This is a genomic window from Streptomyces sp. CB02959 (assembly GCF_002803155.1).
Taxonomy (GTDB): domain Bacteria; phylum Actinomycetota; class Actinomycetes; order Streptomycetales; family Streptomycetaceae; genus Streptomyces.
In genome coordinates, this window is record NZ_NNBP01000002.1 from 481105 (window position 1) to 504304 (window position 23200).

The following is a 23200-nucleotide window of genomic DNA, read 5'->3' on the forward strand; positions in this document are numbered from 1 at the left end:
TCATGCGGCCGTCGGTTCCGAGACCGCGACCGCGGCGGGCAGGCGCGCCCGACCGGCGGCGCCGGGAAGACGCCCGGCACGGTCAGCGGCGCGTCAGGCGATTCATCAGGGAGCGGGCCGGGCCTGGCGGGGAATGCGGGCCCCCGTGCACAAGGTGGTGTCGAGGAGGGACCGTGCGTGGTCGGGGGTCTTGGGGGTGGGCGTGGGGTCGGCGGTGACCGCGACCGTGACGCCGCGGCCGTCCGCGGTGACGCCGGTGCGCGTGCGGTAGCCGGGTATGTCGCCGCCGTGGCCCCACATCACGCCGCCGCAGCTCAGCGGTGTACTGATCAGCCCCAGTCCGTACCGGGCGCCGGGCCACAGACCGGATTCGGCCGGGACGGTGCGGCGCATCTCGGCGAGCTGCGCGGGGCGCAGGAGCCGGCCGCCGAGCAGCGCGGTGAAGAAGCGGTTCAAGTCGCTCGGGGTGGAGAGGAGTTGGCCGGCGGCCCAGGCCCAGCCGGGGTCCAGTTCCGTGACGTCGGTCAGCGGCCCGCCGGGCTTCGACGGGAAGTAGCCCTCGGGGTGGGCCTCCCGGATGTGCTCGTCGCCCACGCCGGGGAAGGCGGTGTGGCGCAGCCCGATGCGGTCGATCACCCGCCGGGTGATCTGTTCGGCCAGCGGGCGGCCGGTGACCCGCTCGATGAGCAGACCGGCCAGGAGGTAGTTGGTGTTGCTGTACGACCAACGCGTCCCGGGGGCGAACAGCGCCTTGTGCGCCAGTGCCAGGTCGAGCAGGGCGCGCGGCTGGAGGTAGGTGTGGCGGTACGTGCTGAAGTCGCCCATGAAGTCGAGGTAGTCGGGCAGTCCGCTGGTGTGCTGGAGCAGTTGGCGTACCGTGATGCGGCGTCCGTCGATGCCCTCGCCCCGTACCAGTCCCGGCAGGTAGCGCTCGATGGGCGCGTCGAGCGCCACATTGCCTTCGCCGACCAGTTGCAGGACGACCGTGGCGGTGAACGCCTTGGTGTTGCTCCCCGCCCGCACCTGCCCGTCGACCGGCACCCGCGCCCCGGTCGTCAAGTCCGCCACGCCCGCGGTGTAGTTGCGGGTACGCCCGTCCCGGCCGGTGGTGGCGGCCAGCGCGGCGGGGAACCGGTCCTCCTCCACCAGGCGGTGCAGTCCCTGCCGGACGGCCTCACCGGAATCACGGGCCTGCGCGGCCGGTGTGGGCAGTGTGCCGCTCAGGGCCAGCGCGGCGGCCGTCACCGTCACCGTCGCGATCCCCCGCCGCCCGCACCATGACGAAGCGCGGGACCGCCGCACCTGATGAGCGGGATCGGTCATGACATCTCCCCTGTCCCTCCTGGGCGCAAGCCGCCCGCCGCATCGGATATGCGGCCCTGCCCAGCGTGCGCCCGTACGCGCCGCCGAACCATCCGGGCAGCGGGACCGTGCGCGGTGGGGACAGCCCCCGGTTCCGGGGCCGCGGCGGCATGCGCGCGGCGGCCTCCGGGCCGGGTCAGCGGAGCCTGGCGCCGTACACGTGCTCCACCGTCATCGTCATGAGCACCCTGCGGTCGGACTGCCGGCGGTGGGCGCCGCGGGGCCGTCAGGAGCCCGGGTTCGGGCGGCTGTTGGCCGGGAGGGCGCAGGCCGGGGTGCCGCCGGGCATGCGGTGGCGGTTGGTGGCGATCAGGCGGTAGACGGCGTGGGCGATCCAGCGCACCGGGGGGAGGGTGAGGACGGCGCCGGCGACGGACCAGGGGGCGCCCGCGCCGAGCAGGAGCTTGGCGACGGCCTGGGCGCCGCCGTGGACCGTTCCCGTCGGGGTGATCCACAGCACCTCGTGCTCGGCGCGCTGCTGGGTGACCCCGAGTGCGTCCAGGTCCGTGAACTGCCAGGCGGTGATCAGGCAGCGGGGCCGGAGGTACCGCTCGGCGATGTTCACGGAGGTGGTGCAGAAGCCGCAGTCGCCGTCGTAGACGAGTACGGGTCGGGTCCTCGGGGTCGTCGGAGTCGTCATGTGCCCATCATGGCGGAGCCGGGCGTCGCCGAGCGTGAGGGGGGTTGACGGTCGGTCGTGGGCGCGGGGGGCAGGGTGGCCCGCTGTCGCGGGGTGGTTACGCCTCGTCCTCGGTGTGCTGCTTCTCCTTGAGGCGGGCCGATTCCTTGCGGACCTCGGCCTGGGTGGCGCGCTCCTTCTGGAGCCACTCCGGGTTCTCCGTCTTGAGGGCGTCGATCTGCTCCGTGGTGAGGGCCTCGGTGACCCCGGCACGGGCGAGACCGGAGATGGAGACGCCCAGCTTGGCCGCGACCACCGGTCGGGGGTGGGGGCCGTTGCGCCGCAGCTCGCGCAGCCACTCGGGCGGGTCCGCCTGGAGTGCGTTGAGTTCGGTGCGGGAGACGGCGCCCTCCTGGAACTCTGCGGGGGTGGCCTGGAGGTACACACCCAGCTTCTTCGCCGCGGTGGCGGGCTTCATCGTCTGGGCGGTCTGGTGCGACTTCATGGCTCCAGGGTATCGAGCGTGCGCACCACCTCTGACCACGGCCTCCGGCCACGCCGGGTAACCTGGCGGGGTGACAGGCTCGGAAGCATCCCCCTCGTTCCGGCTCGCGTATGTACCCGGAGTGACACCCGCCAAGTGGGTGCGGATCTGGAACGAGCGCCTGCCGGACGTCCCGCTCACCCTCCTCCAGGTGTCGGCCACCGAGGCCGCCGCCGCCCTGCGGGACGGTGGCGCCGACGCCGGTTTCCTGCGGCTGCCGGTCGACCGGACGGATCTCAGCGCGATCCCGCTGTACACCGAGAGCTCGGTGGTCGTCGTGCCCAAGGACCACCTCGTGGCCGCCTTCGAGGAGGTGAGCGCGGAGGACCTCGCCGAGGAGATCGTGCTGCACCCGCTCGACGACACCCTGGACTGGGCGCAGCCGCCGGGCCGGCCCGCGATCGAGCGTCCGGCCACCACTCCCGACGCCATCGAGCTGGTGGCGGCCGGCGTGGGCCTGCTGGTCGTCCCGCAGTCGCTCGCGCGGCTGTACCACCGGCGGGACCTCACCTACCGGCCGATCACCGGCACCCCGCAGTCCCAGGTCGCGCTGTCGTGGCGCGAGGACCGGACCACCGACCGGGTGGAGGACTTCATCGGGATCGTCCGCGGGCGGACGGTGAACAGCTCCCGGGGCCGCCGCCCGGCCGAGGAGACCAAGCAGAAGCCGTCCGGCAAGAAGGAGCAGCCGTCCGGCAAGGGGGGCGGGGCGGCGCGGGGGAAGGCGCCGGCCGCCGGGCGCGGCCCGCGGCGCGGCGCCGGTGCACCCAAGGACGGGGGCCGGCGCGGTCGGCCGCGCCGGCGGTCGTAGCGTCCCTCGGAGGCCCGGGGGCTCAGTGTCCCTGGGCGGCCTTGACGTTGTCGCCGAAGGTCCAGCCCTTCGCGCCGTCCCAGTTGAGGGACCAGGTCATCAGGCCCTTCAGGCCGTTGCGGTAGGTGTTCCACGCCTGGGCCACCAGGCCCGGGGCCATGTAGCCGCCGCCCGCGCCCGGCTGGGCGGGCAGCCCGGGGACCTGCTTGTCGTAGGGGACCTTGATGGTGGTGCCCTGGACGGTCAGGCCCTTGTCGAGGCAGTCGGTCTGCCGGGTGAAGCCCTCGACGGTGCCGGCCTCGTACGAGTCGCCGGAACACCCGTACATGCTGCCGTTGTAGTACTGCATGTTCAGCCACCAGAGGCGGCCGTTGTCGGCGTACTTCTTGATGATCGGCAGGTAGGCGCCCCAGATGGAGCCGTAGGTCACGCTGCCGCCGGTGACGTAGGCGGTCTCGGGGGCCATGGTGAGGCCGAAGCCCGCCGGCATCTGGGCGAGGATGCCGTCGATGATGCGGATGAGGTTGGACTGCGAGGGCGACAGCTGGTTGATGTTGCCGCTGCCGCTGAGGCCGGTCTCGATGTCGATGTCGATGCCGTCGAAGTTGTACTTCTTGAGGAGCGGCACGACCGTCGCGACGAAACGGTCGGCCACGGCGGTGGAGTTGAGGTCGATACCGGCGGTGGCGCCGCCGATGGACATCAGGATGGTGGCACCGTCGCTCTTCGCCTGGCACATCTCGGCCGGCGTCGGCACCTTCACCGTCGCGTCCATGCCGTCCTCCCAGCGGGCGGTGCCGTCCGAGCTGATGACGGGGAACGCGGCGTTGAGGACGTTGTAGCCGTGGGCGCGGATCTGCGGGTCGGCGATCGAGGTCCAGCCGAACGGCGGGTGGACGCCGTTGGCCGCGCCGTCCCAGTTCTCCCAGTACCCCTGGAGGACCTTGCCGGTGGGCTTCGGCTTCACGGCGCAGGTGTCGCTCCGGGGCGCGGCGGTGGCGGGTGCCGCGGCGCCCAGCATCGGCAGGAGGCAGGCGGCCGCCAGGCCGGTTTTCAGCAGACGCGCTATCCGACCGGTCACGCTGGGCTCCCTTCGCGCCATGACGGGGCGTCAGTGGCGGGGAATCGGGGGGTGGTGCGCACACCGTAGATTGGTCCATACCTTTCGTCAATGGGTAGGGACCGTACGGGACTTGGGGCCTGCCGGCTTCGGGTGTCGGGGCTCAGGAGTCCGTGCGGCGGGTGCGGCGGGCCCGGGAAACGGCGTGGATCACCAGCGGGAGATAGGTGCCGGGCAGCTCGTCCGGGGGGAGGTGGTCCGGTTCGACCAGGCTCTGCGCGAGGGAGCCCTCGTGGACGGCGGTGACCAGGCGGGCGAGGGAGTCCAGGTCGACGGTGGGGCGTCGTCCCAGCCGGTCGAAGAGGACGGCCAGCAGCCGGGCGATCTCCGTGCGGAGGCGGCGGTCGTGCTCGGCGAGGGTGCGGGCCGTCTCGGGGTGCCGGATGGCGTGGAGCGTGAACTCCGTCGAGAGCAGGTACCAGCGGCGCTCGGCCTCGTCCGGCGTGCTGGTGCGGGCGATCAGCGTGCGCAGCGGGTCCTCGGTGTCCTGCATCTCGTCGACCGCCGCGGTCAGCCGCTCGACGACGCGCCGGGCGTGCAGGTCGAAGAGCGCGAAGAACAGCTCTTCCTTGGTCCGGTAGTTGGAGTAGAACGCCCCGCGGGTGAGGCCCGCGCGGTCGCAGATCTCCTCGATGGAGGCGCCGTGGAAGCCGCGGTCGGCGAAGGTCTCCCGCGCCGCGTCGAGCAGTCGGGCGGTGGTCTGCGGCCGGCGCTTGGTCGGTCCCTTGGGCAACGCGTCCCTCCACAGGCATTGACACATTGACACGCCGACGTGACTGCGCTCACGGTACAGCACCGTATGCGATACGTATTCGTATCCGATACGGCATGTACCGCCTGTGGGTTCGCGTCCCCCTTGCCCGCCGTATGCCGCTGTATGTCGCGGCACGACGCCGGATGCCGCACCGCGGGTGGCGGCCGGGCGGCTACGAGCCGTAGAGGGCGCGTGCGCGCGTCAGGTCGGCGGGCCCGTCGTGGCCGAGGTCGAAGAAGTAGTGCACCTGCCAGGCCTGGGTGCTGCGGGCCTGCCGGTTGGTCGTGGTCACCCACGGCGGATAGACGCGGAATCCGCGCTTCCCACCGGATCCGCCACGGGAGACGATGCCGCGCTCGCACAGCACCTCGCGCGGGAACACGAACTGCCCGAAGCCGTCGTCGTCGCGGCTGCCGATGACGAAGAGGTCCACACCGTCGTCGGCGTCGAACGGCCGAATCGGCCCCTCCTCGGACCGCTGCCACACGGTGACGAACTGGCCCACCTTCGTGGGGGTGGTCTTGGCCACGCGGAACCGGACCGACCGGTCGTCGAGTGTGAACCCGCAAGCCGCGTACGCGGCGCCCTCCGGTTCGGGCACCGGCACTGAGCAGGCGAAACCGATCGGGTCGTACACCGACGCCTTCGCCACCAGGAGGTCGCCGTGGAGCCCCGCCCACGGCTGATTCGTCACCATGCCGCCATCCTGCCATCGCGACCGCGCGCCGCGTCGGCCCCCACCCGTCCCGTGACGCAAGGCGGCGCGGCTCGGAGCCGCCCCGGGCACGGCCGAGCCGTAGCGGACCGGCCCCTTACCGGCGCGCCTGCCACTCCTCACGGGTCAGCGCGTACTCCACATCGCCGTGCTCGTCGCCCTCCACCCGGTAGGGCCACTCGTCGAAGTAGGTGCGGACGTAGGAGAGTCCGCTCTTCTCCATCACGCGGCGGGAGCCCGCGTTGACGTACATGGTGTTCGCGGTGATCCGCTCGTAGCCCAGCTCGCCGAAGCCCTTCCCGATGAGCGCCAGGGAGCCTTCGGTGGCGAACCCTCGGCCCCAGGCGGCCTTGCGCAGGCGGTATCCCAGCTCGGCCGAGCGTGCCGGGCCGTCGCCGTGCGGTCGGAGGCAGTGCCAGCCGAGGAACTCGCCGGTGGCGCGCAGATGCGTGGCCCAGAAGCCGCCCGGCAGCATCCGTGCGAAGGACTCGGCCCGGATCTCGTCCCGGGTCGTCGGACGGCCGCCGGTGATGTACCGCATCACCTGCGGGTCGCTGTCGAGTTCCACCACCAGATCGAGGTCGGCCTCGGTGTCGGTGAACGGCCGGAGGGCCAGGCGGGCGGTCGTCAGGTACGTCTCCATGGGGTGATGTTCAACAGGCCGGGCCGCCTCCGCCAGCCAATTACGGGGGAGCGGCCGGGCCTGCCGGGGCGACTTGACCTTCACCCCGGCGTGAAGGTCGAGGGTGGTGCTCATGGATACCTCGCCTGTCGCGCCCATCGCGCCCATCGCGCCCATCGCGCCCATCGCGGCCAACGCGCCCTGTTCCCCTGCCGTGGACGGCAACCACCCCGCGCCGGACGCCCCGAAGGGCGACCACGGCAGCCAACACAACCTGGGCGGAAACGAGTTCAACCGCCGCGTCATCGAGGAGTTCCGCGCCAACGGGGGTGCGGTCGGCGGTCCGCTCGCCGGGCAGGCGTTGCTCCTGCTGACCACCACGGGAGCCCGGTCCGGGCTGCCGCGCACCACGCCCGCCTGCTACCTGGCCGACGCCGACGGCCGGCTCGCCGTCTTCCCCTCCAACGGGGGCACGGCCACCCCACCGGCCTGGTACCACAATCTGACCGCCCACCCCGAGGTCACCGTGGAGGTCGGCGCCCGCGTCTTCCGGGCCCGCGCCACGGAGGCCACCGGGCCGACCCGGGACCGCCTCTGGGACCAACAGGTCGCGGCCGACCCGCAGTTCGCCGCCTTCCAGGACCGCGCCGGGCGGCGCATCCCGGTGGTCGTCCTCACCCCGCTCGGCGAACCGGCTTGACCTTCACGTCCACGGCAAGGTCTACGCTCCCCCCGACGGCAGCCACCAGGAGGAAGCACCATGCGCATCGGGGAACTCGCCCGTACCACCGGCGTCACCACCCGGGCGCTTCGCTACTACGAGGAGCAGGGGCTGCTCCGCCCCGAGCGGTCCGCCAACGGCTACCGCAGCTACGGGGAGAGCGCCGTGCGGGTCGTGGCGAACATCCGGCTGCTGCTGGCCGCCGGCCTGACGACCGACGATCTGCGGTTGCTCGACGGCTGTCTGCGCGACGAACTGACCGGACCGCACACCTGCGCCGACCCCACACCCAAGATCGAGGTCTTCGAGCAGCGGCTCGCCCTGCTCCAGGGCCGCATCGACGACCTGGCGGCCGTCCGCGACCAGCTCCTGGACCGGCTGTCCGACCTGCGCGGGCAACCGGCCCGGCCCGTGCGGCCGGCCCGCGCGGTCGCCCCGCATGCCGCGTCCGCGGCCGAGCCCGCGGCGGCCTGAGGCCGCGGCCGAGACCGGCGCCCCGCGGACGTCATACCTGGGAGCCACCACCATACGAAGGAGCTACCGACCGGGCCCGGCAAGTGCAGACCAGAGGGTGACGCCGGTTACCCGCCGCGCCGGGCACCGTTGAGGCGTGATCGAAGCGACCCGACTGACCAAGCGATACCGCGGCGCCACCGCCGTCGACGCCCTGACCTTCACCGTGGCACCGGGCCGCGTGACGGGGTTCCTCGGCCCGAACGGCGCCGGCAAGTCCACCACCCTGCGCATGATCCTCGGGCTGAACGCCCCCACCAGCGGCTCCGTCACCGTCGGCGGCGTCCCGTTCGCCGCCCGCCCGCGCGGACTCCGTCACGTCGGTGCCCTGTTGGACGCCCAGGACGTGCACGGCGGCCGCACCGCCCGGGCCCACCTCGCGATCCTCGCCCGCACCCAGCGCATCCCGCCCGGCCGGGTGGACGAGGTCCTCGACGAGGTCGGGCTGACCTCGGCCGCCGACCGCCGGACAGGGGGCTTCTCCCTCGGGATGAAACAGCGCCTCGGCATCGCCGCGGCGCTCCTCGGCGACCCGCCAGTCCTCCTCTTCGACGAGCCGCTGAACGGCCTGGACCCCGAAGGGGTGCGCTGGGTGCGCGGCTTCTTCCGCCGCCTGGCGGCCGAGGGCCGTACGGTCTTCGTCTCCAGTCACATGATGGCCGAGATGCAGCACACCGCCGACCACCTCATCGTCATCGGGCAGGGCCGGCTGCTCGCCGACCAGGCCATGGCCGAGTTCGCCGCCCGCGACTCCGCGCCGCGGGTGACCGTGCGCACCCCCGGGCTGACCGGGCTGGCGGCCGTGCTCACCGCCGACGGCGCCGCGGTACGGCCGGAGAGCGCCGAGGAGGCCGAGGTCACCGGCCTGACCGCGGCCCGGATCGGCGAACTCGCCCACCGCCACCGCATCGTGCTGCACACCCTCACCCCGCGCACCACGTCCCTGGAGTCGGTGTTCCTGTCCCTCACCGCCGGCCACGCCGACCACCTCACCGGAGGGCTCCGATGACCAGCACCCCGATGGCCGGCACCCCGGTGCCGCCCCCGGTCACCGCCCGTCTCGCGCACCGGGAGGACCCGGCACCGCGGTTCACCGATCTGCTCGCCGCCGAGTGGCTCACCGTGCGCTCGCTCCGTTCGACCCCCTGGCTGCTGGCCCTCAGCGCCCTCGCCGCCCTCGCCGTCAACATCAACGCCGTCCACAGCGACCTCCCCTACATCGACCGGCCGCACCCCGCCGTCCCCGGCTTCCCGCCGTACGTCTACGACCCGCTCTTCCACGGGCTCAACGCGATCGCCGCCGACCTGATGGCGCTGGCCACGGCCAGCTTCGGCGCCCTGACGGTCTTCGGCGCCTACGCGACGGGCACGATCCGCGGCACCTTCGCGGCGGTCCCCGACCGCCGCGCGGTGATCCTGGCCAGGGTGACCGTGGTCACCGCGCTCACCCTCGTGCTGGGCGCGGTGGTCTCCACGGCGTCGTTCTTCACCACCAACGCCATGCTGGCCTCCCGCCACGTCGGCCTCTCGCTCCACGACCCGGGCTGTCTGCGGGCGGTCCTCGCCTACGCGCTGGTCGTCCCGGTCTGCGCGCTCATCGGCATGGCGTTCGGCGCAGTGCTGCGGCATCCCACCGCCTCCCTCGTCGGCGTCGTCGCGCTGCTGTTCCTCCTGCCCCTGCTGTTCGGCGGCGACCACTACCGGTTCCTGAAGGAGATCGGCAACTGCCTGCCGCTCAGCGCCCTGGCCCGACTGACGCACAACCCGAACTCCACCGCCCCACTGGGCGGTTATCCGGCCACGGTCACCGGGTCCTGGCTGGCGCTGGCCGCCTGGGCGCTGCTCTCCACCGTCGTCACGGTCACCGTCGTGAGGCGGCGCGACGTGTGAGGCGCCGGGCGGCCCGGCCGCGGGTAGCCTCCGGGCATGGGCCTCTTCCGCCGCAAGCCCCGCCCGGCCGGCGCCCCGCCGCGAGCCCCGGCACGCCGGCGGCCCCGAAGCGGTACGGCCGCTGCTGATCCCGCGGTTGCGACGAGCGGACCAGCTCCCGGACCGGGGGGATCAGGTCGTCCGGGAGCTCGGCGGCGGATTCCTGGCCGTCCTGGGGGCACGGGCGCCCGCGGGGACGTACTTCCTGCGGACCGGTCAGATGCACGGCTGGGGTGCCGATCCGGCCGAGCTGTGGTCGGTGGGACTGCACAACCTCCGCCGTGAGCCGCGCGAAGTGACGGTGTTTCAGCCGGGACGGGGGCCCGTCTACCAAGTCAAGGGCGGAGCCTGGACCGCCACCCAACTCCTGCGGGCCGAGGAGTTGGTCGATGTGGCGACTCCGCACGGCTGCGTGGTCGCCCTGCCCGGCGAGGACCTCCTCGTGCTCCACCCGCTGGTCGACGTCAACAGCTACCTGCGGATCATGACGCTGCAGGACATGCTGCCGACGGCGGCCGGGCCGCGAACGACGTCGCACAGCGGGCGACGCGGTACAGCAGGCGGGCGTGGTCGAACGGATGCCGCTGCCCGAGCGCCGCCCCGACCAGCGCGGTGGCGGCCAGCAGCAGCCCGGGCAGGGCGAGTCGGCCGACCCACCGCTGGGCGAGCTGACCGCCCAGATCACCCGGGACCGGCATCACCGGACGCGGCCCATCGGTCAGTCCACCAGCAGCCGCATGTCCGAGCCGAGCACCAGGCAGCGCGGCCGCTCACCGCCTGGTTCCCGGATCACCGTGCGCCCGCAGCGGCCCGCCGGGCAGGCGTACTGCTCACCGTGGCTGTGGCCGGAACCCAGCCCCGCGACGGTGGCCGCGCCGCCCCAGGCGTCGCGGTCCTGCCCGGCCGGCGCGATGCCCAGCCGCGCCAGCAGCGCCGCGGCGGGCGCCCCGTCGCGCACCGCGAGCAGACCGTCCGCGAGCTCGGCCGCCAGCGGGGTGCCGTGCACCGCCCGGCTCAGCGCGGCGAGTTGGGAGCAGAGGGCGGTCATGTCCGGGTCGTCGCGGCCGTCCGCGAGTGATGTCGATGCCATGGGCTGACCTTCCGGTCGGGCTTATGCTGTCCTGCCTGAAGAGGCCGTCGGGACCGTACGGGGAAGGAACCCCTACGGGACCACAGGGGTGAGAACCGGACACCTCATTCTCGGGCCAACGGGGGCGCGATGCGAGAGCTTTCACGGGATCCGGCGCGGGATCCCTCACGGGACGGTTCACGGGACGGGCTGCTCGTCGCGGCACGGCAGGCCATCGCCGCCGTCCGCGACACCGGCGACCTCGCCCCCCTGCGGGCGCTGGAACGACAGGGAGCGGTCTCCCGGCTGGTGATCAGCATGGACGACGCCCGATGGCCGGACCTCGCCGCGTTGCACGCCGTCGGCATGGCCCGCTGGCTCCAGCACGTCGCCGGCCCCGAAGGCGCCCACCAGGCCGAATGGGAGGCGTCCCTGCAACCGCTGTCCTGCGTCTACGCCAGGGAGCCGGACGCGGTGCCGCCGGAGGCCGCCGCCGTGCTGGAGGCGGTGCGGTCCGGGCGCCGGCTGGGCGGCCCCCGGGTGCCGCGGGAGGTGCGCCGCCGGGTGCTCTCCGGACTCAGGCTGCGCGAGGAGCTGTCCGAGGACTTCGTCGCGGCGGTCCGCGGACTCGATCCGCGCGGCGGCCGACCGCACCGGGACGCGCGGGCCCTGCGCCCCTTCCTCGACATGACGCCCCGGCACATACCGGACCGGGTCCGGACCCTGCGCCTGCTCGCCGTCACCCTCCAGATGAGCTACCGCGCCACCGGCGACGCCGCCACCCTGGCCGACGCGGTCCGGCTCGGCCGGGAACTGCTGCTGCTCATCCCGGCGGGCGGGGCACGCTGGGCCGACGCCGTCGCCAACCACGCCCGGGTGGTCGGCGACCACTACCGGCACACCAGCGACCGCCGGGACATCGACGAGGCGGTCGACTACGGCCGCGAAGCGCTGCGGCACACCCCGCCGGACAGCGAGTGGCTGCCGTCACGACTCGACGAGTTCAGCCTGCACCTGTCGCTGCGGTACGACGTCAGCGGCGCCCCGGCCGACCTCAACGCGGCGATCGACGCCAGCCGCGGCGCGGTACGGGCCGCCCCCGCCGGGGCCCCGGACGCGGTGTCCCACCGGGCCCGGCTGGCCGGTCTGCTGGTCAAACGCCACCGGGTCACCGGGGACGGGGCCGCGTTGGACGAGGCGGTGCAACTGGTCCGCCGCGAAGGGCATCCGCCTCCCGCACCCGGCCGCGACGGCGTGCTGGTCGAACACGCCGAGGTGTTGCACGCCCAGTACCGGCGCACCGGACTGGCGAGCGTGCTCCACGACGCCGTCACGCGGTACCGGCAGGCGGCCGACGACCGGCGGACCCGCGGCGGCAACCCCACCGAACTCGCGACCGTCCTCAGCCACCTGGGCAACGCGCTCTACGACCTGTGCGCCGACTTCCCGGAGGAGGCCGGTCCCGCACCCGGCGGACCACACCGCCCGGAACCGTCCCCGCTGCGCGAGGCGATCGCCGTCCACCGCGAAGCGGTGGCGGTGAGCGCCCCCGACGACCCGCAACGGCCCGGCTACCTCAACAACCTCGCCCGCACCCTGCGTGAACGGGCCCGCCGGGAAGCCGGCCCGGACGCCCTCGACGAGGCGATCTCCCTGCTGCGCGAGGCCATCGAGACCGCCCGCCCCGGCCACGTCTTCCGCTCGGCCATGCTCTCCCACCTCTCCGCGGCCCTGCTGGAACGCCAACGGCACACCGCGGGCGACGAGCCGGAACCCAAACTCCTCCGGGAGGCGTACGCCTTCGCCGACGCCGCCGCCAGGACCGCCACCGGACCGCCCGGCGAGCTGATCCGCCTGCACCGCGCGCTGGCGGAGCTGGCGGCCGCCACCGGCCGCCACCGGGAGGCCGCCGCGGCATACGCCCGCGCCGTCACGCTGCTGCCCCGGGCGGTGCCCCACCAGCTGCACGGCAGCGAATCGGAGACCCAACTGGCCCGGCACGGCCGGGGACTGGCCGCCGACGCCGCGGCCGCGGTCCTTCGGGCGGGCGGCCCCGACGCCCCCGCGCGAGCCCTGGAACTCCTCGAACAGGGCCGCGGCATCCTGCTCACCCGTACGCTCGGACTCCGCGGCGAGGAGGAGGCGCTCCGGGACGCCGCCCCGGCCCTCGCGGACCGGCTGGCGGAACTGCGTACCGCCCTGGCCACCGCACCGCCCGGCGCGGACCCGGGCGACCGCCGTCACCAACTGGCCGAACAGTGGGACGCGGTGGTCGCCGAGGCCCGCCGGCTGCCCGGCCTGGACGGCTTCCTCAGACCGCCGCGGCTGGCCGCCCTTCGCCCGGCGGCCACCGGTGGCCCGGTGGTGACGGTCAACACCAGCCCGCTGCGCTGCGACGCGCTGATCCTCACCAGCGGGGGAGTGGCCGCCGTACCACTGCCCGACCTCTCGTACGCCGAGGCGGAGAGCCGTGCCGCGCGGTTCGCCGAGGCGCTGCGCACCGCCGAGACCGCGGGCACCGCACTCGTGGACCGCCTCACGGCCCAGGCGTACCTCCGCGAAACCCTGGAATGGCTCTGGGACACCACGGCGGCCCCCGTCCTCACCCACCTCTCCCACACCACCGCCCTCAACGCCACCCCGGCCACCACCGCAACCGCTCCCCACCCACCCCGCATCTGGCTCTCCGCCACCGGCCCGCTGGCCCAACTCCCGCTGCACGCCGCCGGCCACCACACCGACCCCGACGCGGCCCGCTCCCTCCTCGACCGGGTGGTGCCCTCCTACACCCCGACCGTCGCCGCCCTCGCCGCGGCCGTCCGCACGGCCGCCCGCCGCGGCCCGCGGCCCCGCCCGCCCGCGCCCCTGGTGGTGGCGATGCCCCGCACGCCCGGCTTCGCCCCCTTGGCCGGCGCCCTCGCCGAGGCCCGCGCCGCCGCCGACCACTACGGGCCGGGCACCGTCCTGCTCACCGGTGAGGAGGCCACCCGCGCCCGGCTGTTGGCGGCCCTGCCCGCGAGCACCCACACCCACTTCGCCTGCCACGCGGTCGCCGACCCGACCAGCCCCTACGGCAGCCACCTCATCCTCGACGACCAGCCGCTGACCGTGTCCGAGATCTCCCGGCTCCGCCTCACCCGCGGCGAGTTCTGCTACCTCTCGGCCTGCGCCACCGCCCGCTCCGGCCGCCTCCCCGACGAGTCCGTCCATATCGGCGGCGCCTTCCACCTCGCCGGCTTCGGCCAGGTCGTGGCGACCCTCTGGCCCGTCGAGGACACCACCGCCGCCGAGACCGCCCGGCTCTTCCACACCAGCCCCCACCCCACCCCCGCGCACGCCCTGCACCAGGCCGTACGCGCCCTCCGGGCGAGCGCGCCCCTGCTACCGAGCCGGTGGGCGGGGCATGTCCACATCGGGCCGTAGGACGGCAGGGAGGCGGGACGCGGTCCTGGCGGTCCCGGAGCCGGCGGCCGGCGACCCGGCAGCCGAACCGGGTGGCGCCCCGCACCACGGGCGGTGCCCCGTCGGCGTGCGGCACCGCCCGGGTCCGGGGGCCCCGCTCAGTGCAGCCGGACCGGCAGTGCGGCCAGCCGCCAGTTGCCCGGCAGCGGGACCCGCTGGAGGGCGTCCGGTTCCACCGCCAGCGACACGTCCGGGTAGTGCGCGAACAGGTTCCCGAAGGCGACCTCGCCCTCCTGGCGGGCCAGGCTGGCGCCCAGGCAGTAGTGCATGCCGTGGCCGAAACCGACGTGGTTCTCGGCCCGGCCCGCCGGCTGGCGGGTGAGGTCGAGCCGGGCGGGGTCGGCGAAGTGGCGGGGGTCGTGGTTCGCCGCGACCAGCATGGCCAGCACCGCTTCGCCCTGCTTGATCTGCACCCCGGCCACCTCGACGTCCTCGGTGGCGTACCGCAACTGCGTCATCTGCACCGGTCCGCACCAGCGCATCAGCTCGTGCACGGCGCGCGGGAGCAGCTCCGGATCGGATTTCAGCAGGCGCAGCTGGTCGGGGTGGGTGAGGAGCGCGGCGGTGCCGTTGCCGATGAGATGGGCGGTGGTCTCATGACCGGCGAGAACGAGGGTCAGGACCATCGTGACCATTTCGACGTCGCTGAGCCGGCCGCCGTCGTCGTCGTGGACCCGGATCAGTTCGCTGAGCAGATCGTCGGTGAGCGCCGCGCGCCGTTCGCGGATCAGCGCGTGAATGTGCTCGATCATCGCCGGGAACGCTTCGCGGAGCCGATCCGGTTGCAAAGAGACGAACACGGACCCCCAATCCCGCCACTGCAGCCGGCCTTCCTCCGGAATTCCCACCAGTTCGCAGATGACCGTTATGGGCAGCGGATAGGCAAAGTGCTTGATGAGGTCGACGACGCCGTCCTCGGCGTGCTCGGGCAACCGCCTCAGCAGATCGTCCGCGATGTCCTCCACCCGGGGCCGCAGATCGGTGATCTTACGGGCGGTGAAGGCCCGGGAGACCAGTCGCCGGATCCGGGTGTGGTCGGGGGCGTCCATGGTGAGGATGGTGTTGGCGAGGTACACCCGGTAGTGCTCGGGCAGGCCCATGATTTCCATCAGCCGGTCGGAGGGCGTGTCACCGTTTCCGCCTCCCGCCGCGAAGGCGGGGGCATTGGCGAACCGGTGGTCGCGCAGCACCTCGCGGGCTTCCTCGAAACGGGTGATGAACCACACGGGGGTGTCGTCCGCGAACCGGCCGCGTACCACCGGGCCCTGTTCGCGCAGTTCGCCGTAGCCGGTGAACGGATCGGTGAGCAGGGCCGGTTCCATCACGTTCGGCTCGCCGGGGTGTTTGCCGACGTGCTCGCTGAAGGGGGAGTCCGCTAATTCGGTCATGTCTCTCTCCTGTGAGGTGCGGTGAAATGAGCCTGGAACGACGTCGGACAGGGGGCCGAAAGGGGGCCGAAAGGGGGCCGAAGGGACGTCGAAAGGGCGCCGAACGGACATCGAAAGGGCGTCGAGAAGAAGCCGAAAGGGAGCCGCGGCGGAGCCGTGCCGAAGTCGCGGTGGGCCGTGGTCGGGTGCGGGCCGCGCGGGACGTCAGTCCCGCAGGTGCCGGCGCAGCTCCCGGGCGCTGTGTTCCTCCACCTGCGCGTACAGCGGGAGGATTTCGAGCGCGGCGGCCGCCAGCGCCTCGTCCACGGTCTTTCCCCGGGGCGGCCCGGCATCAGCTGCGGGGAATGCCTCCGCGGTGCTTTCCAACGCGCTGCGGATCGTCTCGGCGAGGAGTTCGGCGCGCACGCCCGGAGTGTCCGGCGCACGGTCGTCCAACATCGCCTCGGCCATGAAGAATCCGGTGGCCGTGGACAGCAGAATGTAGCGCTGGTGCAGTACGTCGACGTCGGTACGCACCAGACCGTGCTCCCGCAGTACTTCGAGGTAGCGCCGTATCACCTCGTCGTTGAACGCGATCAGTTCGGCGAATTCCTTCTTGGCGGCGTCGTTGAGCCGGCCGAGGATGTCGACGTCGTCGGTGTAGAGGGCGCGCAGTACCGGCTCCTCCAGGAAGTCCTGGTAGTAACCGCGCATCATCCGGCTCGGCAGGATTTCCCGCGGATCGGCCCGCATCCGCTCCAACTGCCGTCGCTGGCTTCGTGCTTTGGCCACCAGCACGACGGCCAGCAGCAGGGAGTCCTTGGTCTTCCAGTGCAGATAGACCGTCCCCTTGCCGACCTTGGCCCGGCGGGCTATCTCGTCGATCGTCACCCGCCGGTACCCCCAGGCGACCAGGAGCTCCCCGGCGGCCTCCAGGATGCGCTCACCGCGTTCGGCTCGCTCCACGGACCCTCTCCTTCCCCGTGCGTGACCAGATTTCAAATCTGGTCACGTGGTCAAAGGTAGGGAGGGCGCGGTCGCCCGATAAGGCGGATTCCGGCCACTCGCGGGCGGTGGAGCGGTAGTTGGCAAGCCGCTTGTCCGAGCCCGGAACGGCCGGGCAGCATGGCATCGTTCGCCGCCCCCGCGCCGACCGCTCAGAGGCGGCGACGGGACCGAATCGAGGAGAACACCATGCTCAAGTCCTTCGCCGAGCTGTCCACGCCCCTGGTGGCCGACGCCTGTGTCCGGCTCGGCGCGCCGCTGCGCGCCGCCCCGCCCGGGATCGGTGCGGTGGTTCCCGGCCACCGGGTCGCCGGGCGGGCGCTGCCGGCTCGCCACTACGGCCAGCCCCGCGGCCTGCGCTTCGAGGGCCAGCAGGTCGCCGACGCACGCCTCGTCCTGGCGGCCCGCGTTGTCGATGACCAGGACGTCGCCCGGCTCGGCGTCGGTGAACGCCTCCAGGAAGGTCTTCGGCGACGACGACGGGGTGCTGTTCGTCGCCGCGGACCGTGCCGAGGAGGTACTGGAGACGGCACGCGCCATCTGGGAGACCGAACGCGAGCAGGCCCGCCGGATCCGCGCCGGCGAGACCCTGCGCCGGCAGACCGCCTTCGACGACTTCCTCGCGCGCCGCGCCACCGATCCGGCGTACACGTTCCGGCAGCACCTCCGGCGCGTCGGCGGAGCCGTGGAGGAGTAGCGCGGGCCGCGGGTACCGAGGCCGGGGGGAGTGCGGCGTGGCGCCGCGGCGACGGTGGGTGACATGCCGCCGACGGCGTAATCGTCGGGTTGGCTGTCCGGGCGCGTCAGGCTGTGGGCCTCGGGAACGGTCGTGACAGGAGTCCGTGGCGGGAGTCCGTGTGAACAGGTCGCGTGAGTGGGTCGTTGAGCGGTGACGCTGAGGACGAGGGTGACGGCGCTGGTGGGTCCGGTCCCGGCGGCACGGCGGGAGCCGCCGCCGTGAGGTCGTCGAACCAGGGCCACCCGGGCCCGCGGCTCTCCGGACTCGTCGACAGCAACGGCTTCGAAGTGCCGACGGTCCCCCCGTGGATGCGCTGGCTGCCCGGACTCTACGTCCTGCTCGTGCTGCTGCTGGAGTTCGTCACGCCCACCCTGTGGGCGGTGAGTTCCCTGCTGATCGCCGTGCCGGTGCTCGCCGCCTTCACCCACGGCCCGCTCGGCGTCGCCGTCGTCACCGCCTTCGCCGTCGTCCTGGAGGGCGTGCTCGCGGGCACCCCGTGCTGCACGGGCCACAACATCCATCAGTTATGGGGAAACCACTACGTCGCGACGTACATCTCCACCATCGTCGTGGGGATCATGGGCGTGGCGCTGGCCGGGTACCGGCAGCGTCAGCAGCGGCACCTGGTACGCGTCAACTCGGTGGCCGAGGCGCTGATGCGGACCCTGCTGCGACCGGTGCCGCACCGGGTCGGCGGGGTACTGGCGGCCGGTCTCTACCGGTCGGGCGAGATCGGCACCATGGTGGGCGGCGACCTCTACGACATCCGTGCCACGCAGGCCGGTGAGCGGGCCATCATCGGCGACGTCCGGGGAAAGGGGCTGCAGGCGGTCCGTACCGTCGCCGACATCCTCGGCAGCTTCCGCGAGGCGGTCTACGATCCCGGGGACCTGCTGGCGGTGGCCTCCCGGATGGAACGGCGGCTGGCCCACGAGGCGGCGGAGATCCCCGACGACGAGCTGTTCGCGACCGCGGTCCTGATCGAGTACGACGCCGGGGCCCATCAGGTGACGATCATCAACCACGGGCACATCGAGCCGGTGCTGATCTCGGGCGGAGAGGTGACCGCCCTCACCGGCCCGCCCGCGCTTCCGCTGGGGCTGGGGGCGCTGGCCGCCGAACGCCCGGTCTCGTACACGCACCGCTTCGCCCAGGGTGACGTGCTGCTGCTCTGCACGGACGGACTGATCGAGGCCCGCGATCACACGGGCGCGTTCTATCCGCTGCTGGACCGGCTCCGCCAACGGTTCGGGGGCCGTCCCGCACCCGGACCGGCCGACGTCATCGACTTCCTCAACACCGACCTGCCCCGCCACACCCGGGTCCTCCACGACGACGTGGCGATCCTCGCGATCGCACCGTGCGACCAGGCTCCCGAGCCCGCATAGCTACGGTCGGCACGCTCCCGTCCACCGGTCGGCGCTTCCCCGGCCGACGCCGGGCGGGGGTGGGGAGGGCCGGGGCACTCGGGTCGCTTCCGGCCGCCGGGCGGAGGACCCTGGAGACGTAGCGGGGGGCGTGCAGGAAGGTGTGAGGTGTCCGATGAGCACTCTCGAAGAACACATCGACATCAGCGTTCCCCTCGAAGACGCCTGGGCCTGCCTCCATCGTGCGGAGGCGTATCCCCGGTTCCTGAACGGCGTCCGGGAAGCCCGGTCGGCAGGCGAGCGGCGGGCGCACCTGGACATCGACGCGGGTGGCCGGGCGCAGGAGTTCCAGGTCGAGATCGTCGACCGGGAGATGGAGAACGTGATGACGTGGCAGACCACGAGCGGCCCCGATCTGGCGGGGACGTTCTCGCTGCTGTCCATCGACCGGGGGCACACCCGGCTCCAGGCCCGGTTCGAGTACGACCCGGGCACGATCAAGGAGACCTTCGGCGGGCCGCAGGGATTCGCGCAGGCGGTCGCGATCGAGCGTGGTGTCCGCAGCGATCTCCAGCAGTTCAAGGAGCTGGTGGAAGCGGAGCGCAAGACCACCAAGTAACCACCAAGACCACCGCGTGGGAGAGCGCAGCAGGGTGAGGAGGGGGACGGCTAGGCCGGGTGCGGGGAAGAAGGCGACGAGTCGGTGAGTCGGCCTCGGGCCTGTCACTGATGGGGGAAGGGCGGGGTGACGGGCGGCCGCGGGGGCGGCGGTGCGGCCGCGACTGTCGCTTCGATGGTGAGACGGGGGCTCAGGCGAGGTGGCGTTCGGGCATCGGGCGTTCCACGCCGTCCAGTTCCAACGTGCAGCGGGGCGCCGTGGGGACGAGCCGTGGCTCGCGGATGCGGACCCGGAAGAGCCGGGTGGGGTCGTCGGGGAGTTCGCCGGTGAGGAGGTTCAGACCGGTGCCGTGCTCCTTCTGGTAGGCGACGACCTTGCCGTTGACCAGGAGTTCTATCTCGCCGTCCCGTCCCGGGCCGATGTTCACGGTGATCGAGTGGCCGCCCTGATCGAGGTGGAAGTGGTGGCTGCGTCCCATGGCCCTCGCCTCCCGTGTCCGGGGCGGTGCGCCTTGCGTGGTGGCGTCCGCACCCGATGGCGTCAGCACTTCCAGGTTAGTTCGGCGGGCCGACAGACAGGCCGCAAGGGCAGCAGGGCGGAAGGCGGGTGCGGGCACGGCCGTGCCGAGGGCGGGCCGGGGCCGGCGGGTGCGGCAGCCGGCGGGGACGGCGGGGCGAGCGACAGGCCGTAGCGAGTGACAATTGGGGTGAATACGGTGCCGGGTGGTCCGCGGAGTGCGGGGCGGGAGGCCCCGCCCGGAGGAACCACCGCCCGGGACGGCGGGAGACGCTGATGAACGGCTCGGTCCGGATCGGACAAGTGGTCGGGGTGCCGCTCCGCATGCACTGGAGCGTGCCGCTGCTGGTGGTGCTGTTCGCGTACGGCCTCGGGCGGCAGACGCTGCCCGTCATCGTCCCGGGGCGCTCCGCCGTCGTCTACGCCCTGGCCGGGGTCGTCGGCGCCGCGCTGCTCACCGGCAGCCTGCTGCTGCACGAGACGGCGCACGCCGCGATCGCGCGGCGCAAGCAGATCTCCGTCGAGGACGTGACCCTGTGGGCGCTGGGCGGGATGACGCGGATGGGGCGGCCGCAGACCGCGGCCGCGGCCTTCGCGGTCGCCGTCAGCGGTCCGCTGACCAGCCTGCTCATCGGGGGTGTCGCGCTGGGGGCCGGATTCGGGTTGAACGCGCTGTCGCTGTGGGCGGTGCCCTCGGTGGTCCTGGTGTGGTTGGGCTGGGCCAACGTGTTCCTGGGCGTGTTCAACCTGCTGCCGGCCGTCCCCCTGGACGGCGGCCGGGTGGTGCAGGCGCTCCTGTGGTGGCGCACCGGGGACCGGGACCGCGCGGACCTGGTGGCGTCCCGGGGCGGGCAGGTGATGGGCGCACTGCTGGTGGCCGTCGGCTGGATCTCCGTACTGCGCGGGTCGCCGGGCGGGCTGTGGCTGGGGTTCATCGGACTGTTCATCATGGTCGTCGCCGGGGCGGAGCGGCGGCGCGCGACGCTGCAGACGGCGCTGCGCGGGGTGCGGGCGGCCGACGCCATGTCCAGTCCCGTGGTGACCGGCGCGGACTGGCTGACCGTCCAGCGCTTCATCGACGAGGTGGCGGTGCACACCGGGCACTCCGCCGTCCCGCTGTTGGACTTCGAGGGTCGGCCGAGCGGCGTCGTGCAGCTCCGCAGGCTCGCGGCGATACCGCTCGCGCAGCGGGCGGAGCTCCGTGTGCGGGACGTGGCGACACCGCTGTCCCAGTGCGCGGTGGCGGCGCCGGACGAGCTGCTGACCGAGGCGTTGGAGAAGCCGTCCCTGCGGACCGGGATGCGGATCCTGGTCGTGGACGCGGGGCATCTGGTGGGGATCATCACCGCCAAGGACGTCTCCCGGCTGATGCAGCGGCACACGTTGAGCGGTCGGGCGGGGGCCGGGTGAGCCCGTGGGCCCGGGGCGGGAGACGTCGCGGCGGACCCGGCGGGGGAGCGAGCGCAAGGGAGCGACGGCCATGGACACGGTGACGCGGTACGTCACGGTGACGGCGCTCAGCCACACCGGTCTGATCCGGGAGCACAACGAGGACAGTCTGGTCGCCGGGCCGTGGACGCTGTGCGGCACGGTGACCGAGAACCCCCAGACGCTGGTGTTCCCGTTGGGCAGCCCCCTGGTGGTGGCGGTCGCCGACGGAATCGGCGGGCAGCCCGGCGGCGAGGTGGCGAGCGCGCTGACCGTGGCGCACCTGGCGGCGCTGGGGCCGTCACTGGACAGCGAGGAGGCGGTACGGGAGGCCCTGACCCGGTGCAACCGGGCGGTGTACGCCGCGGCCGAGCGCGATCGGGCGCTGACCGCGATGGGCACGACGGTGGCCGGCACCGTCGTCCTGCCCGACGAGCTGCTGGTCTTCAACGTCGGCGACAGCCGGGTCCTGGAGGCGGACGGGGACGGGATGCGCCAGGTGAGCGTGGACGACAGCCCGCCGTTGCGGGCGGGACAGCGGACCACGTCGCTGGTGACGCAGGCGATCGGCGGCGCGGCGCGGTTCAGCGCGATCACCCCGCATGTGCGGAGCGTGCCGCTCGCTCCGGAGCGGCGGTACGTGGTGTGCACGGACGGGCTGACCGATCCGGTCCTGGACGAGGAAATCGCCGCAGTGCTGCGGGCGCACGACGGTGGGCGGGCCGCCTTCGAGCTGTGGAAGGCGGCGATCGAGGCGGGCGCGCCGGACAACATCACGGTGGCGCTGGTCGGCGTCGGTGGGTGAGGCGGCGCGTCCGGTTCGGTGGCCGCAGCGGTCGGGCCAGGGTGGCCGCGCCGGTACGGCACCGCCCGGCGGCTGCGGGCCACCGCCGTCGGGCAGCCAGGAGGCCGACGACGGGGCCTATCCGCGATCGCGGGGGAGCGACGGCAGTCCGAGCCGATTCCCGGTGTCGTCGTCGAATTCCGCGCAGAACGCACCGAGCGAGTCCTCAAGATGGGAGAAAGAGCGCGCTGCGAACAAAACAGGCTGATAGCTGGAAATCCGGTAGTAAGTGCTGGCTGCCGCAGACATGTCCAGTTCGCGGACTTCCCGGCCGGTGTGCGCGGCGATCTCCCCGTACGAGGACAGCAGCGCCGCGCCGAACGCCTTGGCGGCCCCGGATTCGGTGATCAACCCGAATTCGAGGGTGTACCAATACACCCGGCTCAGGATGTCCAGCGCCCCCTCGGTCCGGACCCGGTTCGCGGCCCGGCCGATCACCCGGTACAACTCGGCGACGCGCGGCGACGACAGATGGATCCCGTGCCCCAACACGTCGTGCAGCACATCGGGTTCGGGGGTGTACAGCGGCACGGCCGGATGGCGTACGAACTGCACCGCGTGGAAGTAGCCGTGCTCCATCGCGCCCAGGAACCGCTCGTTGGGCACCACTCCGCCGGCCAGGGTGAGCGCGAACCCGGAGCGGGCCCGCAGCCCGGGTGTGACGTCCGCGTGCTGCGGGACCCGCTCGGCGGGGATGTCCGCGCCCTCGCCGCCCTCCAGTACCTCCCGGCAGGCGTGCGCCCGGTGCGCCGGGGCCAGCGCGGCATGCACCGTCCGCCAGGTCCGGTGCTCCTCCTCGGTGTACTCGACACCGGGGTACGGCGCGCCCACCGGGTGGCCGGTGGCGCGGGCCGCCAGGGCGTCGCGGCGCTGCCGGTAGTCCTGGTCGCGGCGCCCGGGGTGTTCGTTCGCGCGGCCCAGCCGCCCTTCGGCGGAGACGGGGGTCCGCTTCCGTACCGTGCTCATGGCCCAGAACCTGCCCCACGGCCGGGAGAAGATCACCTGGCGTAGCCGCCGGTGTGCGGTCCGCCGCGGCCGGCGCCGTGCGCGCCGCCGGGTCGCCGCGCGCCGCAC

25 protein-coding genes are annotated in these 23200 nt (G+C 73.2%); 11 read left to right on the forward strand and 14 right to left on the reverse strand.

Annotated features, from left to right (window positions below):
* Nucleotides 1–105: 105 nt before the first annotated feature.
* From CG747_RS05365 to CG747_RS05375, 3 genes are all read right to left on the reverse strand, one after another.
* The gene (locus tag CG747_RS05365; protein WP_100600429.1) at nt 106–1323 is read right to left on the reverse strand and encodes a serine hydrolase; all 1218 of its coding nucleotides are present in this window, start codon (nt 1321–1323) and stop codon (nt 106–108) included.
* Nucleotides 1324–1588: 265 nt separating this feature from the next.
* Nucleotides 1589–2002 (reverse strand): thiol-disulfide oxidoreductase DCC family protein, encoded by a 414-nt coding sequence (locus tag CG747_RS05370; RefSeq protein ID WP_100600430.1) that lies wholly within the window; start codon nt 2000–2002, stop codon nt 1589–1591.
* Between the two features lie 97 nt (nt 2003–2099).
* A complete protein-coding gene (locus tag CG747_RS05375; RefSeq protein ID WP_100600431.1) occupies nt 2100–2486 on the reverse strand; it encodes a DUF5997 family protein in 387 nt (128 codons plus the stop codon).
* 70 nt (nt 2487–2556) lie between these two features.
* On the opposite strand from CG747_RS05375, the gene CG747_RS05380 reads away from it, so the two are divergent.
* Nucleotides 2557–3336, forward strand: coding sequence for a LysR family substrate-binding domain-containing protein (locus CG747_RS05380; protein WP_100600432.1), 780 nt, complete (start codon nt 2557–2559; stop codon nt 3334–3336).
* Between the two features lie 22 nt (nt 3337–3358).
* Here CG747_RS05380 and CG747_RS05385 read toward each other — a convergent pair whose 3' ends face one another.
* The 4 genes from CG747_RS05385 to CG747_RS05400 all read right to left on the reverse strand — a co-directional run bounded on the left by CG747_RS05385 (nt 3359) and on the right by CG747_RS05400 (nt 6568).
* Nucleotides 3359–4357 carry a chitinase gene (locus CG747_RS05385; RefSeq protein ID WP_257980241.1) on the reverse strand — a complete coding sequence of 333 codons (999 nt, stop codon included), beginning with the start codon at nt 4355–4357 and terminating at the stop codon, nt 3359–3361.
* Nucleotides 4358–4559: 202 nt separating this feature from the next.
* Nucleotides 4560–5189 (reverse strand): TetR/AcrR family transcriptional regulator, encoded by a 630-nt coding sequence (locus CG747_RS05390; protein WP_100600434.1) that lies wholly within the window; start codon nt 5187–5189, stop codon nt 4560–4562.
* 193 nt (nt 5190–5382) lie between these two features.
* Complete coding sequence (locus CG747_RS05395) at nt 5383–5907, reverse strand: MepB family protein (protein WP_100600435.1); 525 nt, start codon at nt 5905–5907, stop codon at nt 5383–5385.
* Nucleotides 5908–6022: 115 nt separating this feature from the next.
* Nucleotides 6023–6568 (reverse strand): GNAT family N-acetyltransferase, encoded by a 546-nt coding sequence (locus tag CG747_RS05400; RefSeq protein ID WP_100600436.1) that lies wholly within the window; start codon nt 6566–6568, stop codon nt 6023–6025.
* 112 nt (nt 6569–6680) lie between these two features.
* Here CG747_RS05400 and CG747_RS05405 point away from each other — a divergent pair, with 112 nt between their 5' ends.
* The 4 genes from CG747_RS05405 to CG747_RS05420 all read left to right on the forward strand — a co-directional run bounded on the left by CG747_RS05405 (nt 6681) and on the right by CG747_RS05420 (nt 9671).
* Nucleotides 6681–7247, forward strand: coding sequence for a nitroreductase family deazaflavin-dependent oxidoreductase (locus tag CG747_RS05405; protein ID WP_100600437.1), 567 nt, complete (start codon nt 6681–6683; stop codon nt 7245–7247).
* A gap of 60 nt (nt 7248–7307) precedes the next feature.
* On the forward strand, nt 7308–7742 hold the full coding sequence (locus CG747_RS05410) for a MerR family transcriptional regulator (protein ID WP_100600438.1): 435 nt from the start codon (nt 7308–7310) through the stop codon (nt 7740–7742).
* 136 nt (nt 7743–7878) lie between these two features.
* The gene (locus CG747_RS05415; protein ID WP_100600439.1) at nt 7879–8790 is read left to right on the forward strand and encodes an ABC transporter ATP-binding protein; all 912 of its coding nucleotides are present in this window, start codon (nt 7879–7881) and stop codon (nt 8788–8790) included.
* Nucleotides 8787–9671 carry an ABC transporter permease gene (locus CG747_RS05420; RefSeq protein WP_100600440.1) on the forward strand — a complete coding sequence of 295 codons (885 nt, stop codon included), beginning with the start codon at nt 8787–8789 and terminating at the stop codon, nt 9669–9671. Before CG747_RS05415 ends, CG747_RS05420 begins: the two co-directional genes overlap by 4 nt.
* A gap of 521 nt (nt 9672–10192) precedes the next feature.
* On the opposite strand, the gene CG747_RS05425 is transcribed toward CG747_RS05420, so the two are convergent.
* The gene (locus CG747_RS05425; protein WP_100600441.1) at nt 10193–10408 is read right to left on the reverse strand and encodes a hypothetical protein; all 216 of its coding nucleotides are present in this window, start codon (nt 10406–10408) and stop codon (nt 10193–10195) included.
* A 20-nt stretch (nt 10409–10428) separates the two neighbouring features.
* Nucleotides 10429–10800, reverse strand: a complete 372-nt coding sequence (locus CG747_RS05430) for a hypothetical protein (protein ID WP_100600442.1) — start codon at nt 10798–10800, stop codon at nt 10429–10431.
* A 129-nt stretch (nt 10801–10929) separates the two neighbouring features.
* Between CG747_RS05430 and CG747_RS05435 the strand changes: the two genes are divergently transcribed.
* The gene (locus CG747_RS05435; protein WP_100600443.1) at nt 10930–14202 is read left to right on the forward strand and encodes a CHAT domain-containing protein; all 3273 of its coding nucleotides are present in this window, start codon (nt 10930–10932) and stop codon (nt 14200–14202) included.
* Between the two features lie 137 nt (nt 14203–14339).
* Here the strand turns inward: CG747_RS05435 and CG747_RS50660 are convergent, their stop codons facing one another.
* The 3 genes from CG747_RS50660 to CG747_RS50915 form a co-directional block, all read right to left on the reverse strand.
* Nucleotides 14340–15629, reverse strand: coding sequence for a cytochrome P450 (locus tag CG747_RS50660; RefSeq protein WP_100600444.1), 1290 nt, complete (start codon nt 15627–15629; stop codon nt 14340–14342).
* Between the two features lie 204 nt (nt 15630–15833).
* The gene (locus tag CG747_RS05445) at nt 15834–16574 is read right to left on the reverse strand and encodes a TetR/AcrR family transcriptional regulator (protein ID WP_100600445.1); all 741 of its coding nucleotides are present in this window, start codon (nt 16572–16574) and stop codon (nt 15834–15836) included.
* Nucleotides 16575–16616: 42 nt separating this feature from the next.
* On the reverse strand, nt 16617–17072 hold the full coding sequence (locus CG747_RS50915; protein ID WP_374701743.1) for a hypothetical protein: 456 nt from the start codon (nt 17070–17072) through the stop codon (nt 16617–16619).
* Between CG747_RS50915 and CG747_RS47075 the strand changes: the two genes are divergently transcribed.
* From CG747_RS47075 to CG747_RS05460, 3 genes are all read left to right on the forward strand, one after another.
* A complete protein-coding gene (locus CG747_RS47075; RefSeq protein WP_180985403.1) occupies nt 17029–17310 on the forward strand; it encodes a hypothetical protein in 282 nt (93 codons plus the stop codon). The genes CG747_RS50915 and CG747_RS47075 overlap by 44 nt on opposite strands.
* 260 nt (nt 17311–17570) lie before the next feature.
* On the forward strand, nt 17571–18740 hold the full coding sequence (locus CG747_RS05455) for a PP2C family protein-serine/threonine phosphatase (protein WP_100600446.1): 1170 nt from the start codon (nt 17571–17573) through the stop codon (nt 18738–18740).
* 154 nt (nt 18741–18894) lie between these two features.
* Nucleotides 18895–19338 (forward strand): SRPBCC family protein, encoded by a 444-nt coding sequence (locus tag CG747_RS05460; RefSeq protein WP_100600447.1) that lies wholly within the window; start codon nt 18895–18897, stop codon nt 19336–19338.
* A gap of 190 nt (nt 19339–19528) precedes the next feature.
* Here the strand turns inward: CG747_RS05460 and CG747_RS05465 are convergent, their stop codons facing one another.
* Nucleotides 19529–19816 carry a hypothetical protein gene (locus CG747_RS05465; RefSeq protein WP_100600448.1) on the reverse strand — a complete coding sequence of 96 codons (288 nt, stop codon included), beginning with the start codon at nt 19814–19816 and terminating at the stop codon, nt 19529–19531.
* 314 nt (nt 19817–20130) lie between these two features.
* On the opposite strand from CG747_RS05465, the gene CG747_RS05470 reads away from it, so the two are divergent.
* Nucleotides 20131–21264 (forward strand): site-2 protease family protein, encoded by a 1134-nt coding sequence (locus tag CG747_RS05470; RefSeq protein WP_100600449.1) that lies wholly within the window; start codon nt 20131–20133, stop codon nt 21262–21264.
* Between the two features lie 70 nt (nt 21265–21334).
* Entirely contained in the window at nt 21335–22087 is a 753-nt protein-coding gene (locus CG747_RS05475) for a PP2C family serine/threonine-protein phosphatase (RefSeq protein WP_100600450.1), read from the forward strand.
* A 117-nt stretch (nt 22088–22204) separates the two neighbouring features.
* Here the strand turns inward: CG747_RS05475 and CG747_RS05480 are convergent, their stop codons facing one another.
* A complete protein-coding gene (locus CG747_RS05480) occupies nt 22205–23092 on the reverse strand; it encodes a phenylalanine 4-monooxygenase (protein ID WP_100600451.1) in 888 nt (295 codons plus the stop codon).
* Between the last annotated feature and the right edge of the window lie 108 nt (nt 23093–23200).